21 protein-coding genes are annotated in these 16,865 nt (G+C 44.9%); 15 read left to right on the top strand and 6 right to left on the bottom strand.

Annotation, left to right across the window (positions count from 1 at the left end):
- Positions 1 to 101 precede the first annotated feature (101 nt).
- From RBB45_RS06050 to RBB45_RS06040, 3 genes are all read left to right on the top strand, one after another.
- A complete protein-coding gene (locus tag RBB45_RS06050; RefSeq protein WP_306009261.1) occupies positions 102 to 1,151 on the top strand; it encodes an ArsR/SmtB family transcription factor in 1,050 nt (349 codons plus the stop codon).
- Entirely contained in the window at positions 1,148 to 2,371 is a 1,224-nt protein-coding gene (locus RBB45_RS06045; RefSeq protein WP_306009260.1) for an MFS transporter, read from the top strand. The genes RBB45_RS06050 and RBB45_RS06045 overlap by 4 nt, the downstream gene beginning before the upstream one ends.
- Before the next feature lie 150 nt (positions 2,372 to 2,521).
- Positions 2,522 to 3,097 (top strand): ribonuclease FAU-1 family protein, encoded by a 576-nt coding sequence (locus RBB45_RS06040; protein WP_306009259.1) that lies wholly within the window; start codon positions 2,522 to 2,524, stop codon positions 3,095 to 3,097.
- A gap of 9 nt (positions 3,098 to 3,106) precedes the next feature.
- Here the strand turns inward: RBB45_RS06040 and RBB45_RS06035 are convergent, their stop codons facing one another.
- Together RBB45_RS06035 and RBB45_RS06030 are read right to left on the bottom strand one after the other, a co-directional pair.
- Positions 3,107 to 3,778, bottom strand: coding sequence for a hypothetical protein (locus RBB45_RS06035; RefSeq protein ID WP_094768905.1), 672 nt, complete (start codon positions 3,776 to 3,778; stop codon positions 3,107 to 3,109).
- Between the two features lie 29 nt (positions 3,779 to 3,807).
- Positions 3,808 to 4,287: an Hsp20/alpha crystallin family protein gene (locus tag RBB45_RS06030; protein ID WP_009793195.1), complete on the bottom strand. Its 480-nt coding sequence runs from the start codon at positions 4,285 to 4,287 to the stop codon at positions 3,808 to 3,810.
- 187 nt (positions 4,288 to 4,474) lie between these two features.
- On the opposite strand from RBB45_RS06030, the gene RBB45_RS06025 reads away from it, so the two are divergent.
- Positions 4,475 to 4,975: a GNAT family N-acetyltransferase gene (locus RBB45_RS06025; protein WP_129612594.1), complete on the top strand. Its 501-nt coding sequence runs from the start codon at positions 4,475 to 4,477 to the stop codon at positions 4,973 to 4,975.
- A gap of 113 nt (positions 4,976 to 5,088) precedes the next feature.
- Complete coding sequence (locus RBB45_RS06020) at positions 5,089 to 6,156, top strand: P-loop NTPase family protein (protein ID WP_306009258.1); 1,068 nt, start codon at positions 5,089 to 5,091, stop codon at positions 6,154 to 6,156.
- Positions 6,157 to 6,183: 27 nt separating this feature from the next.
- Here the strand turns inward: RBB45_RS06020 and RBB45_RS06015 are convergent, their stop codons facing one another.
- Both RBB45_RS06015 and RBB45_RS06010 read right to left on the bottom strand, forming a co-directional pair.
- Positions 6,184 to 6,417 carry a hypothetical protein gene (locus RBB45_RS06015; RefSeq protein WP_022544026.1) on the bottom strand — a complete coding sequence of 78 codons (234 nt, stop codon included), beginning with the start codon at positions 6,415 to 6,417 and terminating at the stop codon, positions 6,184 to 6,186.
- 12 nt (positions 6,418 to 6,429) lie between these two features.
- Complete coding sequence (locus RBB45_RS06010; RefSeq protein ID WP_009793199.1) at positions 6,430 to 6,681, bottom strand: hypothetical protein; 252 nt, start codon at positions 6,679 to 6,681, stop codon at positions 6,430 to 6,432.
- A gap of 88 nt (positions 6,682 to 6,769) precedes the next feature.
- Here RBB45_RS06010 and RBB45_RS06005 point away from each other — a divergent pair, with 88 nt between their 5' ends.
- The 6 genes from RBB45_RS06005 (at position 6,770) to sigH (ending at position 12,063) form a co-directional block, all read left to right on the top strand.
- The gene (locus RBB45_RS06005) at positions 6,770 to 7,000 is read left to right on the top strand and encodes a hypothetical protein (protein WP_009793200.1); all 231 of its coding nucleotides are present in this window, start codon (positions 6,770 to 6,772) and stop codon (positions 6,998 to 7,000) included.
- A 195-nt stretch (positions 7,001 to 7,195) separates the two neighbouring features.
- Entirely contained in the window at positions 7,196 to 7,681 is a 486-nt protein-coding gene (locus RBB45_RS06000; RefSeq protein WP_035402357.1) for a nitroreductase family protein, read from the top strand.
- Positions 7,682 to 7,889: 208 nt separating this feature from the next.
- On the top strand, positions 7,890 to 8,546 hold the full coding sequence (modB, locus tag RBB45_RS05995; protein WP_009793202.1) for a molybdate ABC transporter permease subunit: 657 nt from the start codon (positions 7,890 to 7,892) through the stop codon (positions 8,544 to 8,546).
- A gap of 95 nt (positions 8,547 to 8,641) precedes the next feature.
- Entirely contained in the window at positions 8,642 to 10,231 is a 1,590-nt protein-coding gene (locus RBB45_RS05990) for a M2 family metallopeptidase (protein ID WP_306009257.1), read from the top strand.
- Between the two features lie 64 nt (positions 10,232 to 10,295).
- Complete coding sequence (locus RBB45_RS05985) at positions 10,296 to 11,162, top strand: PhzF family phenazine biosynthesis protein (RefSeq protein WP_306009256.1); 867 nt, start codon at positions 10,296 to 10,298, stop codon at positions 11,160 to 11,162.
- Between the two features lie 250 nt (positions 11,163 to 11,412).
- Entirely contained in the window at positions 11,413 to 12,063 is a 651-nt protein-coding gene (gene sigH / locus RBB45_RS05980) for an RNA polymerase sporulation sigma factor SigH (protein WP_009793205.1), read from the top strand.
- A gap of 120 nt (positions 12,064 to 12,183) precedes the next feature.
- Here the strand turns inward: sigH and RBB45_RS05975 are convergent, their stop codons facing one another.
- The gene (locus tag RBB45_RS05975) at positions 12,184 to 12,639 is read right to left on the bottom strand and encodes a YflT domain-containing protein (protein ID WP_170939538.1); all 456 of its coding nucleotides are present in this window, start codon (positions 12,637 to 12,639) and stop codon (positions 12,184 to 12,186) included.
- A 232-nt stretch (positions 12,640 to 12,871) separates the two neighbouring features.
- Here RBB45_RS05975 and RBB45_RS05970 point away from each other — a divergent pair, with 232 nt between their 5' ends.
- Positions 12,872 to 13,693: an STAS domain-containing protein gene (locus RBB45_RS05970; protein WP_094768899.1), complete on the top strand. Its 822-nt coding sequence runs from the start codon at positions 12,872 to 12,874 to the stop codon at positions 13,691 to 13,693.
- Positions 13,694 to 13,740: 47 nt separating this feature from the next.
- Here the strand turns inward: RBB45_RS05970 and RBB45_RS05965 are convergent, their stop codons facing one another.
- Positions 13,741 to 14,319, bottom strand: a complete 579-nt coding sequence (locus tag RBB45_RS05965) for a helix-turn-helix domain-containing protein (RefSeq protein WP_306009255.1) — start codon at positions 14,317 to 14,319, stop codon at positions 13,741 to 13,743.
- Between the two features lie 253 nt (positions 14,320 to 14,572).
- Between RBB45_RS05965 and RBB45_RS05960 the strand changes: the two genes are divergently transcribed.
- The 3 genes from RBB45_RS05960 (at position 14,573) to RBB45_RS05950 (ending at position 16,844) form a co-directional block, all read left to right on the top strand.
- A complete protein-coding gene (locus tag RBB45_RS05960; protein ID WP_224950835.1) occupies positions 14,573 to 15,634 on the top strand; it encodes an AI-2E family transporter in 1,062 nt (353 codons plus the stop codon).
- 64 nt (positions 15,635 to 15,698) lie between these two features.
- Positions 15,699 to 15,860 carry a hypothetical protein gene (locus RBB45_RS05955; RefSeq protein WP_022544023.1) on the top strand — a complete coding sequence of 54 codons (162 nt, stop codon included), beginning with the start codon at positions 15,699 to 15,701 and terminating at the stop codon, positions 15,858 to 15,860.
- Positions 15,861 to 15,968: 108 nt separating this feature from the next.
- The gene (locus RBB45_RS05950; protein WP_306009253.1) at positions 15,969 to 16,844 is read left to right on the top strand and encodes a DUF2785 domain-containing protein; all 876 of its coding nucleotides are present in this window, start codon (positions 15,969 to 15,971) and stop codon (positions 16,842 to 16,844) included.
- Positions 16,845 to 16,865: the final 21 nt, after the last annotated feature.

Here is a 16,865-nt window from a genome sequence, read left to right as displayed (position 1 = left end):
TTCGGTATTTTTGAAACTATCGGTTCTAAATATATTGAATAAAAGTTTCGGATAATTTAAAATATTTAATAATACGCCATATCTTTGTAAGGGAGATGTCTATGGAACATATTAATCTATCCGGAAGAAAGAGGGAGAGCTACAAGCTGGAGTTCAGCCATTCCCTTTTATGGGAGTGCGCCCTTGGCATAGCAGCAGTGACCAACGGGGCGCTGATTGACACGCTTGAGCATTCAGCAAAACTTTCAGGAATCAGGTCGGGGGCCTCTCGCGGCCTTAAGGATCAGCTGGATCATATTGAAAAGAATAATACATGGAAGTCGCTGCTTCAGCTTCTGCATCATGTGGAAGCCCGCACCCTGCAGGAATTTATTTCATCTGTAGAGAAAATGGATGGAAAAGAGCTGAAGCAGATCTGTCTGCCTTTTCTGGGCCAGGAAAAAGAAGAAGCGAGGAAGCGTGCAGCCTCCGGGCATGCTGAATCCCTTGAAGAATTAATCCGTCATGTGGAAGGGCATAAATTTTTCCAGGCATATATCGCCTATATCTTTAAGGAATCGCCAGGGAAACTGAAGAAGCATTTTATTGCCAGTATGGAAGGCTGGTACCTGGCAGCCATTGAACCGGATAAACACAGGCTTTCAGCGATACTGGAAAAAGATGTTCATGACAAAAAACTGCTGGCTGCCAGGACGTCCTCTGAAGACCTTGCTGAACAGGCAACAGGGGGAATTGCCTACCTTCCAGAGCCTGGTGTTTTTACTGTCAGGCTGATTCCGCAATATGTGTACCGTCCCTGGACCATTGAAGCAGATCTGGAAGGTACAAAGGTATTTTATTATCCGGTTTCAAACAGCAGCCTGCCGGCTGATGTGCCGGACAGTCCGGATTATTTCCTGGTTCAAAAGCAAAAGGCGCTCGGTGATGAATTCAGGCTACGAATTGTCAAGCTCCTTTTCAAGGAGGACCTGCCATTGCAGGATATTACCGAGGAGCTGAATATCGGGAAATCGACTGTACACCATCATCTTAAGATTCTCAGGGCAGCCAAGCTAGCAGAAGTGCACAATCATAAATACAGGCTGAAAAAAGAAGCGGTCCTTTCTTTGGGAAGAGAGCTCGAGAGGTATCTGAGGGGTGGATGTGAATGATCTGGAAACTGAAGCCGTTCCGTTATTTATGGGCAGGTGCAGCCGCTTCAGAAGCAGGGGGAGCACTCGGCACCTTCTGTAATTCGATCATGGTATATGAATTGACAGGATCAAAGCTGGCTCTTGGCAGCATGTGGCTGCTGTATTATCTGCCCTCCCTCATCCTTCAGCTTATTTCAGGGCCATTTATCGACAAATGGAGCCGCAAGTGGATCATGGTAGTCTCACAATGGACAAGAAGTCTTTTTTTTCTTCTTCCTTTTGTGATGATCAGTACCAGCCAGCTTGAAGTTTGGCATATTTACGCTGCCCAGATCGCTGTAGGGCTGGTGTCTCCATTTTATGTCCCGGCAAGCCAGGCCTTACTTCCTTCGCTGATAAAAGGAGACAGTCTGCAGTCTGCCAACGCTGTACTCGACGGTACAGTCAGACTGCTGTCCATGATCATCCCGATGACGGGCGGGGTTGTTATTGAGAGAGCAGGGACAGAGGTGAGTCTGCTGCTCGTGACAATTTTTCTGCTGATAAGCGGCAGCTTTCTTTTATTTATTGCAGAACCAGAAGAAGAAAGGACCATCAGAAAAACATGGCTTGAAGAATTCAAGGAGGGAATCTTCTATTATATTAGGAACCCTCTGCTGCTGTGGCTTGGGATTTTCCTTGCTTTCGTCCAGTTTGGGGTAGGAGCCGCCATGGTCCTTAATCTTCCGTATATAACTGACGAACTTTCAGAGAGCTACGGCAGCTACGGCCTCTTTATGGCGGGCTTTCCGGTGGGCTATCTTGCCGGCACGCTTCTTGTCGGGAAGGTGCGAATAAGCAATCGCCGCACTTCTATCCTTGGCGCGCTAATGGCAGGAGGATCGACTTATATCCTGCTGGCGTTTAACGCCAGTCTTGCAGCCGCGGTAGCGATTGAAGCAGCTGCCGGAATTTTTATGGCATTTTTCAATATACAAAGTACAGTCATCTATCAGCAGACGGTACCGGACTATTTGAGAGGAAAAGTTTTCTCGGCCAGGCTGTTCATCATCAGGGGGGCGATGCCCTTGGGAGTGCTTGCAGGAACTCTTTTGGGAAGCCTTTGGGGAGTCAGGCCCATGTTCCTCCTTATTGGGATATTGATCATCACAGCATCTGCAATAGGACTCCTTCATCCTTATTTTGCATTTCTAAATAATCAGACCGGTCATCAGGTACAACGAACTGAAACGGAATAACCTGGGTAGAGGGACGTATGTGCCTCCATAAGGATACTAGCTTTATGCTGAAAAGGGGAATGGATTGCTGGTCAAAAGAATAAAAAAAGTGAATATATTTATATAAAAATAGACTTAGTTTTTTGCTGTATTTACAAGGAGGAAATTTTTATGCTTAAACGGGTAGACGGAAGGAGAGGCGCATGGAAGCGTGTAACCGACAGAGCTTATTCACAATGCTGGCTCGATGCTAAAGAATTCACGGGCCACTTAGCTCTCATTGAGTTGATCAAAGTTACGGAAAAACTGACAGTCAAATACGAAGAAAAAGAGATATGCATTGCTGCCGATGGCTACAGCTGGCTTCAGCATTTTCCGGAGGGAAAATTTTATACGGTAACGACCATGATGGATGAGAACGGAGAAATTCTCCAATGGTATATCGATATCTGTCATGAGATTGGACTCGAAGAAAATATTCCCTGGATGGATGATCTGTTCCTGGATATCGTTGTACTGCCAGCAGGAAATGTATATCTGCTGGATGAAGAAGAACTGGAGGATGCACATAATATCGGCATAATAACTAGAGAAATGTATAATCTTGCAAGGAATCAGGCTAGTGAACTGATGGGTGCAATCCAGGCCGGCAGCTTCCCGCTATTAAATTTGGCAAAAGAGCATGCTGAAATCGTGAAAAGAGAAGGTTTTTCAGAGCCTGTTAGACCAGATAGCAAAAGACGGTGAACAGAACACTCACTCTGGAGAATGTTCTTCACCGCCTTCTTTTTCCTTTAATGAGTCAGAGCTTTCTTCTTCGCTGCCGGAAAAGTCCTGTGGACTGATGCCGCCTCCGTAGGTTGCGCCGATATTCATCTGGCCGCTGAGTTCCTTTACTCCCAGCTGATTGATATTATTGGTCAATTCGTATTTATCGACTATGAACCTGTCAATATGGAATTCCTGAAAAATGACAGGCGGAGAGCTCTTGGGGTCAGTCTGGGCAGAAGGTATGTCCACATGGGGATTTTCTTTTGTGACAGCATATAAAGCAGAGATTTCCCGCCTCAGTTCTGAATTCTCTTTCTCCAGGCGGGAAAGGGCATTTTCAGTATTCCGGAGACGCTGCTCCAGGTTTCCTATCTGTTGGAGACAGCGGCCGAGTGCTGCATCAATCATTTTTTCAACCTGATTATTTTCTAGAGCAGGACCGGGGGTTTGTTTTATGCCAGCGGCAGGTGTCCGGGCTGTGAATTTCTTTTTCAGGGCGACCAGGCTGCCCAATTCTTTCTCGATGGTTAGGAAACGCCTGATATGGACATCGCATGTCCTGATTTTTTTAGACTCTTCTTCAAGAGATTCAATCCTAGATTCAAGCCCGGCCAGACGGTCACCGTGATCCTTGCTAAATAAATGTTTAAACGCCATATCTCATCACACCATTAAGTCCTTGTTTTTCATTCAATCGGTATCTGTTCCTCTGGCTGGGAGATCTTCCCGTAGCTGATCTCCAGGAGGCCGTTGATAAATTTTGCTGAAAGTTTATTATCATTGGGAATGGCAGGAAGTTTTACAGCTCTTTCAAAATTCCCATGGAATCTTTCTTTTTGAATATTCTTTATACCGCTGTATGGTACGTAAATAGTTCCCCTGATGATCAGCCTGTCACCCTGGAGGAACAGCTGGACATCCTCCCTTTGGATGCCTGGCAGACCTGCCAGCAGGATGATTTGTGTTTCTGTTTCGTATATATCCACTAGCGGAAATTCGGCTGACTTCCGGTAGCCGGCTTCCCCCGGCTCGCCGGCAAAGCTGTTGAAAGCCGCAGATTCCCCGAATTGGCCTCCTGGCCCCTGTTCAAATACCTGGTTCCAAAAATCCCCGCCCTGCACCTTCTGGGCAAGCTCCATCCATTGCTTCATTTTTTCGAGGTCCATCCTATCACCTGCTTTATAAGTTTCCAGGGATCATTGTTTATTATTTATCTTATTTTCAGATATGCTATTCATGCCAAAATGATTGGAAGTTTAGCTGTTTCAAAGAAAATCAGACACATTTTTTTAATAGCTATTGGTATTCTTCTTCCTGTGCCATAATTGAATCAGTTAAAGAGGAGGAGTAAATATGATAATCAGGAAGCTGCTGGCAGAAGACGCAGAAGAATACAAAAAGCTGCGGCTTGAAGCACTGCAAAATAAACCGGAAGCATTTGCTTCCAGTTATGAAGAAGAATGCGGAAACCCTGCCGATTTCTACGCCAAGCGTTTTGCCTCAGGTCTCTCTGCAGAGTTTGGCATATTTGAGAAAGGAGCTTTGGCCGGAACGGCAGCTTTGATCAAGGAGACTAAATTAAAGCTTAAGCATCGGGCCATAATTGCAGCCGTGTACGTAAAGCCTGAATATAGGGGCAGGGGAGCTGCAAGGAAGCTGATTGAAGCTGCTCTTTCTGAAGCCTCTGGTGACCATAATATAGAACAGGTCACCCTCTCAGTTGAAAGTGGGAATGAGCCTGCCAAAAGGCTGTATGCGTCATTTGGATTTACTGTATATGGTGTTGAAAAAAGGGCATTGAAAATGGGTGAAAACTATTATGACGAAGACCATATGATTCTTTATCTGAGTTGAGGAGGCGAGAGCCTTCTTATTTTGTTTTCGTTGTAATTATAATTACCTTTAAAAGTAAGTTTGTGTTGCTTTATAAAGTAATTTATATTACTCTTAAGAAGGAGGTGGAATATTTGGAAAATTTAAGCCTGAATGTTGCCTTGCTTCGGAGAAAAGTCCCGAATTTAACTGCAGCCGCCAAGTCAGTCGGACTTCGTCCGGCCACAGTCTCCAATTTATGCACCGGCAAGATCCCGGTAGGAAGGGCAGAGGTCAAGACAATTGCTGCGCTTGCTGAACTGGCAGAATGCAGACTGGATGATTTGATCATTAGAGGGGAGAAGGCAGAGATGATTGAAACGAAGATCAAGGCGCTCGATCTGTTTGCACCACTGGCTAAAGGAGGGACAGCCGGTCTTGTCGCAAGGCCGGGAATGGGGCAGCTTGTCCTCCTGACAGAGATATTTTTCCGGCTGAAGAAGGAAGGCTACAAGACAATCCTGCTCATTCCGGAAGGGGAGTATCCAGAACTCCAGGATATTCTGATCAACACCGATTTTTCTGCCGCAACCATTGAGGACGCATACCAACTTCTCACTGACCATTCAAAAAATCAAGATGTTCTGTTTGCTGCTGACAGAGCACATGTGGTAAACGGAACCATACATGATTTGCAGGGCAGGCTGGATGCTGGCGGTCCGGGCTCAGTAACGACCTTCCTCCTCGATTTAAAAGGGGAGGCAGTAGATGAAGAATTTCCTTACGGGCCGCTGGAAACCTTATGGCAGTTTGATGCCGACCTTGCTGCCAGGCATTTATATCCTGCCGTGAATCCTATTTATTCTGCCTCATCTGTCCTTGAGGGGGCATATCTGGATCAGGCCCATCTGACCATCCAGCAGAAGGCGCAAAAGCTCCTTCGCCGATATAAGGAGTTAAAGGCGCTTGTCCAAGCCGGGGGAATAAAGAGGCTTCCATCTTCTGAAACACTGGGGTATCAGCGCGGGGCATTGCTGGAAGCCTATCTGACCCAGCCATTTTATACAGCAGAAGCATTTACAGGCCAAAAAGGGAAATCGGTGTCTCTTCAGGAAAACCTGTCTGACGTCCGAAAAATCCTGGATGGCGGTGCAGATGCTTATTCGGCAGATGAGCTGGCCTATATTGGAAGCCTGGCCAGCCATCAGGAGAAAGAATCATAAGAAAAAGCCCGCTCCAGCGGGCTTTTTCTATATCACACTGTTTTTCACTGAGTTGGAATCATTCAGGTCAGGATCGGCAATCCAGGATATAGGGATATTCACAGGTGAGACGTCTCCATTTTGTTCGCCAAATCCCTGGTTTCTCTTATACGAGATGAACTGGTCGATAAATTGGTTCGGCCCCATATTCACAATAGAAGCATGGTCAAGCACATTGACCTTTAAGGCGAGAAGATTTACCACCATGGGGGCAAATATCACTGGCATCACTCCCTACAGATTTGGAATTCTCGCAGAATCGAAGGTCGAATTGGAGTCAAGCTGATCACGGTCATCAACGATTCCCTTTGTACCGATAAATCCGCTTGCATCCCCAAAATTCTGTCCGTAGCCCTGATTCTTTTTATCCGAATTATGCCACTCGGCAAGAAGGTTCTGGCCGATATTGACAGCGGAAGCGTTCTCGAAAGAATTGATCTTGATTGCGCAGATGTTGATATTGATAAATGGCGCAGGAGCCGGCAATTATATCTCCCCCTTTGTTTGCTTCTAAGTATATTCAGCTCAGCATAATTTATGATAAACGGGCGTTGAGAAGAAAAGGGGGAAAAGCATGTTCTATCCTGCGCGTGTAACCATAGGCAAGACATCAATAAGAAGTTCTGATCATGGTAATGGCATAGTATTTGGCCAGAATATTACGGTTAACAAAGCCGTGAATGGAAAGAAAAATCAGGGATTTGGACAGCAGTCTGCTGACGGGGTTTTTCTGGCGATGCCGGCAGGTGTAGTGTGGGATGGTGAGCAGGATGACAGCAGAAGTGTGAAAAATAACAACATCTAGCTAGGCCACAAAGGTCCGCAGAATTTTAGAATAACTGTCCAAGTCGCTGCATACCTATAAAGTATATACCTCCGAAAGCAAAAGCCCTGCTGCTAAAAGTACGGGGCTTTTGCTTTATGGTTCTAATCAGAGGAATTATTTGCTATAATAAACTTGACGAAAATGATTATCATTATTGATGAGGTGCTTGCTGTAATGAATATTGAACAATTGGTTACCACTAGAAGAACAATTAAAAAGTTTAAAGCAGATCCAGTGGATGAGGCGCTGTTCATGAAGTGGCTTCAAGCGGCCAGCCTTGCTCCCAACCATAAAATGACTGAGCCTTGGGATATTATTTTTGCCGGCCCGGAGACACGCGGAAAGCTGAAGCATAAAACAGATTTTGGCGGAGCGCCGGAAGTGATGGCCGTCACAGTCAAGCATGGGAAAACTGATCTGGAGACAGTTGAAAATACAGCTGCCGTTGCATGCTTTATCCAGAATTTCATGCTGCAGGCATGGGATGAGGGAGTTGGGACTTTCTGGTGTTCTCTTGGTGCTTCAAAGGCTGCGAGGGAAGTGCTCGGAGTTGAGGAAGGGAGCGAAGTAGTCGGCATCATCGCTTTTGGCTACCCTGAAGAAATCCCGGCTATCAAAGATCGCATCAGCATTGAAGATAAGATTAAAAAGCTTCCATAAATAATGGATAGAAGGACAAGGCAATTGCCTGTCCTTTTTTATTTTGGCAAATTCGGCTGAAAACTATAAAAAGAATACCTCTAAATCTTAAGAGACAGAAAGCAAAATCCCTTTATCGCCTTCATTTTTCGGCTATAATGAATCTAGCAGAAAATACAGGGGGCATTAAAATAATGAAACTAGTTGAATATAGCCGGAGAAGGGTAGGATGACGGAAGATTTCTGGTCGCCCGTCCGGCTGTCGATTTCTGTGGCTGCCATTTCATTGGCCATTGTTTTTGCTGCAGGCATTCTTCTGGCAAGATTGCTTGCATTTAAAAAATTTAAAGGAAAGCCGCTTATAGAAACCATCCTCCTCCTGCCTCTCGTACTCCCCCCATCAGTGGTCGGATTCCTGCTGATCATCGTGTTTGGAAAGCAGTCATTCTTTGGGAGAGCGATAGAAATCTTTATTGGGCAGCCGGTTATATTTACATGGCTGGCAGCCGTAATCGCGTCCAGTGTTGTCGCCTTTCCTTTGATGTACCAGTCTGCAAAGACAGGCTTTGAAACGATCGAGAAGGAAATAGAGGATGCTTCAAGAGTTGATGGAGCTTCAGAGGTGAAGGTTTTTCTCTATATAGCACTGCCGCTGTCGGCCAAAGCACTGGCAGCCGGAGCCATACTCAGCTTTGCCAGAGCACTTGGGGAGTTTGGGGCAACACTGATGTTTGCCGGCAATATTCCCGGCAAAACACAAACGATTCCGACGGCCATTTATTTTGCCATTGACTCGGGCAATATGGAGATGGCTTGGCTTTGGACGGCAGTCATGATCGGCATTTCCTTTATCATGCTTGCAGCAGTCAATGCTTTCAGCAAATAAAAATTTCGGTATACGAAATTTTCACGCAGAGAAACAGGGTTTTTGCTGTCATGCCAAGAATATATAATTAGTCCGAAAACCAGAGGAGGAAAAGCATGACAGCAGAACAGTTTTTACAAAAGCAAAACGAAGCCTTGCAAAAGCTCCAGAAAAAGCGCGCTGAAGCTTCATGGAAAGCTTCTACAACTGGAGAAGATGAATGGAACAGGAAGACAGCTGAGGCACAGACGGAGGTCAGCCTCTACTTATCAGATTCTGAAAGATTTCAAGAGGTAAAGGAATTCCTCGAAAGCGGGGAACTAAAGCAGCTTGAACAAAGGCAGCTGCAGCTGCTGAAGAACAGCATGGTAAAAAATCAGCTTGACGCAGATGTACTTAAGGAACTTTCTGAAAGAAGCTCAGAGTTAGTAGGTGTCTTCAATACATACAGAGCCGTTCTGGATGGAAGGGAAGTGTCGGAAAATGACATCAGGAAAATCCTTACAGATAGCAAGGATAACGAGCTGCGTGAGAGGGCCTGGCATGCAAGCAAGACAATTGGCAGCAAAGTCGAAAAGAAGCTAATTGACCTTGTGAAATTAAGGAACCAAACAGCCATGAAGCTTGGCTACAGAAATTTTCATGAAATGAGCTTTGAACTCCAGGAGCTGGACAGGGACGTTATTTTTGCTATCTTCGATGAGCTGAAGAAAATTTCGGATGAACCATTCCATCAGCTGAAGCGGGAAATGGATGAGGAAATTGCAGAACGCCTTTCCATATCAATAGATGAAATCAGGCCTTGGCATTATGCGGATCCATTCTTTCAGGAGGCTCCTCCTTCTAAAGCACTGAACCTGGATTCTTACTATGAAGGGAAGAATCTGGAGGAGCTGACAGCTGCTACATTTGCTTCCATGGGAATGGAGATAGGGGATATGCTGGAAAACAGCGATTTATACCCGCGGGAAAAGAAAAATCAGCATGCATTCTGTACAGATATTGACAGGGGAGGGGACGTTAGGGTCCTGTGCAACAACAGCAGCAGTGACTACTGGTCGACCACCATGCTGCATGAGTTCGGGCATGCCGTATATTTCAAATATATTGACCGGGATCTTCCTTTCCTGCTCAGAGCACCGGCACATACATTGACGACTGAAGCGATTGCGATGCTTTACGGACGGATGGGCCGGAATCCGGAGTGGCTGGGGAAATTCCTCGGCATTAATGAGCAGGAATTAAAAGAACTGGCTGGCGAGCTGAAATTGGCGCTCAGAAGGCAGATGCTCATTTCAGCCCGCTGGTTCATCACTTTTTCGCTGTTTGAAAAAGAACTATATGAAAATCCGGACCAGGATCTGAACCGTCTCTGGTGGAAAATCGTCAAAGAGGTCCAATTCCTGAATCCGCCGGGAAATCAGGATATCCCGCACTGGGCAGCTAAGATCCACTTTACCCTTGTGCCTGTATACTATCAAAATTATCTGTTGGGGGAACTTACAACCTCACAGCTGGAACAGCATATCAAGAAAAATCTGAAGGGTGATATTCTTTCTAAAGAAGCAGGAAGCTATCTGCTTGAAGAATTTTTCAAGCCGGGAGCGGCCCTCCACTGGAATGAAAAGATAGAAAAAGCAACCGGCGAAAAACTCAACCCGCAGCATTTCATAGACCAATTCGTAAGGGATCTGCAGCAGGCATAACAGAAAAAAGGCCGCTTTCTTTACAGGAAGCGGCTTTTATAATGGAAAGGAAGGAAACTTTTATATGAAAGTAAACGTCTATATAGTACATGCATTCTGCAGGGACAATAAGGGAGGAAACCCGGCAGGAGTGGTTCTCGACACAGATGGCCTGAGCACCGTCCAGATGCAGAAAGTTGCCTCAATGGCGGGATTTTCTGAAACGGCATTTATCAGCCGTTCAAGAGCAGGTGAAATATCCTTGAGGTACTTTACACCGGAGAACGAAGTCGACCTTTGCGGACACGCTACTGTCGCCTCCTTCCATCTGCTTGTCAAGGCAGGCAGGATTCCCCCTGGAGAGCACACATTTGAATGTCATGCAGGCCTTCTTAAAGCAAGAGCGAGTGACACGGGAGAGATCTTCCTTGAACAGCCTCTTCCGAAAATGGGAACAGCTCTTCCTCCAGAAGAGGCTGCAGCTTCCTTGGGAATCAGCCTTGATGATCTTGCTGAAGGTCTTCCGGTCCAGATAGTTTCTGCCGGACTGCCGGACATTATGGTCCCTATCCGTTCCCGTGATGTTCTGGAATCGATCCGGCCTGATCTCGTGCGGGTGGCTGAGATCAGCAGAAAGTATCAGGCAATAGGGTATCATCTGTTTGCTTTCAATGAAAAAGGCAGTCCTGCGGCAGTCTGCCGCAATCTTTCTCCTGCAGCCGGCATACCAGAGGAAAGTGCGACAGGAACTGCCAGCGGCGCTCTATGCGGCTATCTTTATCATCATCAAAAAATTGCAGCCGGCCCTCATTTTTTTCACCAGGGAGAAACAATGGGGCTGCCCTCTATCATAAAGGCAAATCTATCAGCCGCAGATGATTCAGGGGAAATTGAAAGACTGGAAATTGGCGGTGCGGCGAAAGTGAAAGACAAGATGGTGATGCACATTTAATGCTGTATACATAAAAATTTTCGACAGCATCCCATGCAGCCAGCTTAAATCCACAGCAATAGACGTCCAATCTTCTGCCTGTGCTTCACTGAGTGTCATAGTTTGTAAAGAAAGCTCGCTATTTGTTCATATCTTTTAGGCGGAAAATGGTTTAAGATAGAAATAAGTTAATAGACGGACTTTTTAGAAAAAACAATAATGGTATTGTCAGTCAAACTTCAGACTCAGAATGATAGATGGAGGGATATGAGTGAGTGCAAGCATCGCAGTAAAACTGATAGAAGACTATTCAAACTATGAAGACGAAACACTGGTGGTCCTTTTTCAAAATGGGGATGGTATGGCATCTGAATATCTTATGAAAAAATACAGGCACTTTGTCAGGGCGAAGGCGAGCAAATTCTTTTTGATCGGCGGAGACAAAGATGATCTTTTTCAGGAAGGCATGATCGGGCTATATAAAGCCATCCGTGATTTCAAGGAGGACAAGCTTGCTTCATTCAAAGTGTTTGCTGAGCTGTGCATTACAAGGCAGATCATCACCGCTGTAAAAACGGCCACCCGCCAGAAGCAAATGCCGCTTAATTCCTATATTTCACTGGACAAGCCGATATATGAAGATGAATCCAAGCACACACTCATGGATATCCTCCCGGGAACCATGGTTACAGATCCGGCCATTCTGATTGTGAACCAGGAGAACACTGCAGACATCGAAGAGAAAATAGCCGAGAAGCTGAGCGATCTGGAACGGAAGGTTCTCGATCTATACGTTGCCGGCCACTCTTATATTGAGATCTCTGAGGAACTGGATACTCACGTCAAATCAATCGACAACGCCCTCCAGCGCGTTAAACGAAAACTTGACCGCTATCTTGAAAGACGTGAGCTGGTCATTTAAGGAACGGGGAGCTCCCTTTGGAAACAGGGGGCTTTTTTCTTTGGAAGCAGAGTTGTGAATTGTCCTATCGTACGGGGATCCAATAAAAAATGAAATCCCGGCAAACGCCGGGATTTCCGATCAATATTCTTCCCTTCTGGCAGATGGTTCATCTCCTGGAGTATCTCCAAGCTGGTTCCCTTCATGGGAAGGGCGAAGCAGTTCATCTTCTTCAATGGTGTTATCAACAAACAGGACATATTGCCCGTCAAATACCCTCTGCGCAAACTCTTCTGCATCTTTATCAGCTGCACCATAGCTCGCGTATTCATCGTTTGAGTGGATACCTGAGCTGGTTCCCGGATCTGCACCTAAAAACAAGGCTTTAGCGGAATCCAGAAAGCGCTGGTTTCCGAGTTCCTGTGAGCCGATGATTTTGGCAATGGCCCCGTATGTTTCAGCAAGTGCTTCAATATTGGATCCGTCCTTTGAAACGATTACCAGCTTTCTGCTGTTATAGCCGTTGTCCTTAGCTGAAGAGAGTGCTTCCGTAAGCTCCTCGATCGAATCATAGCCGCCAATCAATTGATTATTCATGAATATTCTCCTCCAGTAGATTAATAGAATTACTTCTATCATTCCCTGGTTTTCCTGGGAAGAAACGTTGGGAAGCTTTTCCCACAATACAGGGGATTTTTTGAAAAACCTGTTGTTAAAGCTTATTGGGATACATTTCTGCAGGTCCTGCATTAACTAATTAACTCTGGATGATGTCCCATGCTTTATAATGCGATATAATAGAGACATCGTAACTAGGAGGAATCGACACATGAAGCCATTTGACAAAATTTCTTCATATTTCAAGACCTATGCACAATCACTGGCAGATGAATTGGTGGATAGCATCGTTCAGGAATTTGACTTTGAGGTGCCAAAGGAAGAAATTCAGAATGCCAAAAAGACTTATGAATCTTTTATGAAGTTTATTGGGGAGTCCATTGTGTCCGAAACTGAGAAGATGCCTGAAGGCTTGCTGGATTGGAGTAAGGAAAATGGAGAACGGCAGGCAAAGAAAGGCGGCCGCATCTCGGACATTGTAATGCGCTATCCTGATTCCAGGCAAGTGTTTATCGACAAAGTGACCAGGATAGGAAAAGAATTTGATTTAGGCATGGACGAAGTTGTACTTCTGATAAAAAAGGTAAATTTGATTCTGGATATCAGCATCAATGAAACTGTATTTGCTTTTGAACGATTTTCCGGATTACTTTTGGAAAAAGCACGGGATGAGGTCAATGAACTGACTGCACCTGTTGTTCCGATACAAGATGGCATTGCCGTTCTTCCGCTGATTGGCTCAATTGATTATGACCGGGCCAAGCTGATTATGGAAAAAGTGGTGCCGGAAATTAAAAAACTGCAGATAGAATGCCTGATCATGGACTTTTCCGGCATTGTCAATATAGACGCCCAAATCGCAAAGTATGTATTTGATATCCGGAGTGTGCTCCGTCTAGTAGGGGTGAATACAATCGCTTCAGGGGTCCGGCCGGATCTTGCGCAGCAGGCTGTTACAGAAGGAATCGATCTTACCTCTGTACCGACCTTTGCAAATGTAAAGCAGGCCATTGAGAGCCTTGAGGAAGAATGATTAGAAAAGGGTGAACCGTCCTGGTTCGCCCTTTTTGTGTACAGAAATTATCCGGATGGTGCATCAGTGTCTTCTGTCAGTGTTATTTTGGACAGCTCTGTTAGTATGGTGGCAGCACCTATGATTTGTTTTGTGCTGTCAAAGAGTGGGTGGGCAAAGATCATATATGTATAAAGATAATTGTCCGGAAGTGAAAAGGAGACTGTTTTTCGGATTGAAATCTGTCTTTCTATGACAGTTCTTTTCATTTGTGCATACATTTGTCCCCCTATCCCAAGGCCAAGCTCATCGTCCCGTTTCCCTATGAGAGATTCAGGCGGGAATAAGGGATGGTAATTGAAAATCCATGTATATTTTAAATCCATGTCACAATGAGCGATGATCATGGGTGCAGCCTCCAGGGCATAACGGAAAGGACTTTCATCATCCGCATTAAAGGCAGAAGAGTGGAAGTTCAGGATCTGGGCAATCTTTTGCCTGATTTCCTCACTGGGATTCCTCACCCCGCTTTCAATTTGTGCATAATAAGCCCTGTCGATGAACGCCTTTGTAGCCACGGTCTCCTGGGTCAGCTTTCTGGCTTTTCTTATTTTAATTAACCAATCTCGTTTATGTTGTTTATACATGGCTCTAGGTTATCATGTATCACTGATAATGGGCGTGGCTTTTGAGACACAGGCTGCATATTTGATGGAGAAAAGGGTAGATGTATAAATTACTTAAAAGAATCTGGCTTTATTTAATGAATGGTCAGAAGTTAGAGTACGGATGAATGATGAAATGAAAGAGAGGGTATAAGTCTTTTATACATAATGAAAGTGATGTGATACTTTGCCAGGCTCTAAATGGTTTAAAATCGGCTATGGAATTATTATAGTGATGGTTATTATCTTCCTCGCAACGAAAATCGATTTTATTTTTACACCGATTGAAATATTCTTTGAAACTTTATTTATGCCTTTTCTGATATCGGGGGTTATTTATTATCTGCTGCGCCCGATCGTTTATTTCCTTAATAGGAAAAAGGTTCCAAAGGTTGTTTCCATCCTCTTGATCTACCTTATCGTCATTGGAGGGACAGCCGCACTTGTGTACTTTGTGGGGCCCGAGCTGCAGCGCCAGTTCAAAGATCTGATGGACAATTACCCGCAATATATAGAGGGGCTTAGAAACAAAGCGGATGAGCTTCAGAACAGCGCATGGTTTTCCCGTTTCCAGGAAAACGATTATATTACCTTCGACTATATTACAGAACAGATGAGTTCATATTTCAAATCAAACTTCTCGGATTTAAGCTCCCGCCTGACGGGTGTGTTCAGCATCGTCACGAGTGTTGTAACCGTAATTGTAACAGTGCCTTTCATTGTCTTTTATCTCCTGAAGGACAGCGAAGGGGCTTCAAAGGGCATGGTCAGATATTTGCCGTATTTCCAGGCTGCAGAGACAAGGAAAATACTAAAGGATATGGATGAAGCCCTCAGCTCCTATATACAGGGCCAGGCAATCGTCAGCTTCATTGTGGGTGTCATGATGTATATCGGCTATCTGATTATTGGAATCAATTATTCTCTTATTCTGGCTATTGTGGCCATGTTAACAAATGTCATTCCCTTCCTGGGGCCATTTCTTGCCCTAGTCCCGGCAGTCATCGTAGGGTTTACTATGTCGCCTTTTATGGCGCTGAAAGTCATTCTCGTGGTGATAGTGGTCCAGCAAATAGACGGAAATGTATCTTCTCCGCTCATCATGGGGAGAAAGCTGGATGTCCATCCGCTTACCATTATCCTGATCCTGTTGGTTGCGGGCAATCTTGCTGGTCTGATCGGGATGATCGTCGCTGTTCCTGCCTATGCAATCATCAAGGTCATCATCAGCCATGCCTACAGGCTTTATACATTGAAGAAGGCTGACCGTGACCAGATTATCCAGGTTGAAGATTAATGGTTTCAATCATGCAGAAAAACGGGAACAGAATAGTACAACCCATACAACAGGAGGAAGCTGCATGAACCGATATAAAATTGTATATAAAAACCGTGAGGACCAATTCATCAGCACTGAATTTTATGCAGACTGCATCACTGACCTGATTCCGCAGCTTACAAATCTTGAGAGGAAATTCAAAATTGTAGAAGTAAAGAATATGATGTACGCACAAAGAAAATGAAAAGAAAGCAGCGCTGAATGCCGGCGCTGCTTTTTCATGCTTATCAGCAGGAAGCGGAAGGCCTGGAGTCGAATCTTTACTGTTATGAAAAATTGAGGGGGAAGAAGTATGGCTTTCAAAGAAAGTGCGCCGGAGAAATCGTATAAGCTTAAGGAGAGATTAGAAGAATTATATGATGCTGCACTAACAGAATCGGAACTAATGAATTTGGCAAAAGCTATGCTTGAAGAAATTGGATCAGCTGATCCATATCTGCAGGATCATCTGATTTACTCCAGTTTTGCCCGGCTTATTGGAGAAGGCAGCTTTTCACATATAATGCTTGAAAAAATCCTTGCCGTCTGCCAGGATGACAGTCATTTATTTTACCATCTCGGGGCAGAGGGAGATGACAGCGTGTTTACCCGCAGTTTTTCTTCCCTGGTGCTGGCATTGGTTATTCAAAAAGATGCTGCAGAGAGATTTCTCTCCGATCAAACAGTTCAGTATACATATGGAAAAACATTGGAATATATGAAGAAAGAAAAAGACCTTCGGGGGTATGTGCAAGAAAAGGGCTGGGCACACAGCATGGCTCATGCAGCAGACCTCTTAAATGAGCTCGTCCGCCACCCGGTTATCTCCTGCAGCGGGCAGCTGCTCTTACAGGGGATGGATGTGATTTTTCATTGTGTATCAAGGAACGACGGCGTTTATACTGATGATGAACCCGAACGGCTCATTTTCCCGCTCACGGCTATCTTCGAAAAATCAAATGAAAACACCTTGGCCAATAAATTGAATGAGCTGTCTCTATACGAGGAGGACACCAGAAAAAGCAAAAGTGATGGAAACGCCTATTATCATCTCAGGACCAATTTGATGATGTTTTATAAATCATTGTATTTCAGACTGAAATGGATTGATATATTTCCTGCTGGAAGGGATCTCCTTGAAGCGCATATCCGGAGACTCCATATTGAAGTCTATGGGGAGAAATTCTAAGAAGGGAATACAAAAGGAGGA

The sequence above is a fragment of the Bacillus sp. MMSF_3328 genome (assembly GCF_030733525.1).
Taxonomy (GTDB): Bacteria; Bacillota; Bacilli; order Bacillales; family Cytobacillaceae; genus Bacillus_AB; species Bacillus_AB infantis.
The sequence above is the reverse complement of the archived record's forward strand: the minus strand, read 5'-3'. Positions and strand labels throughout refer to the sequence as shown.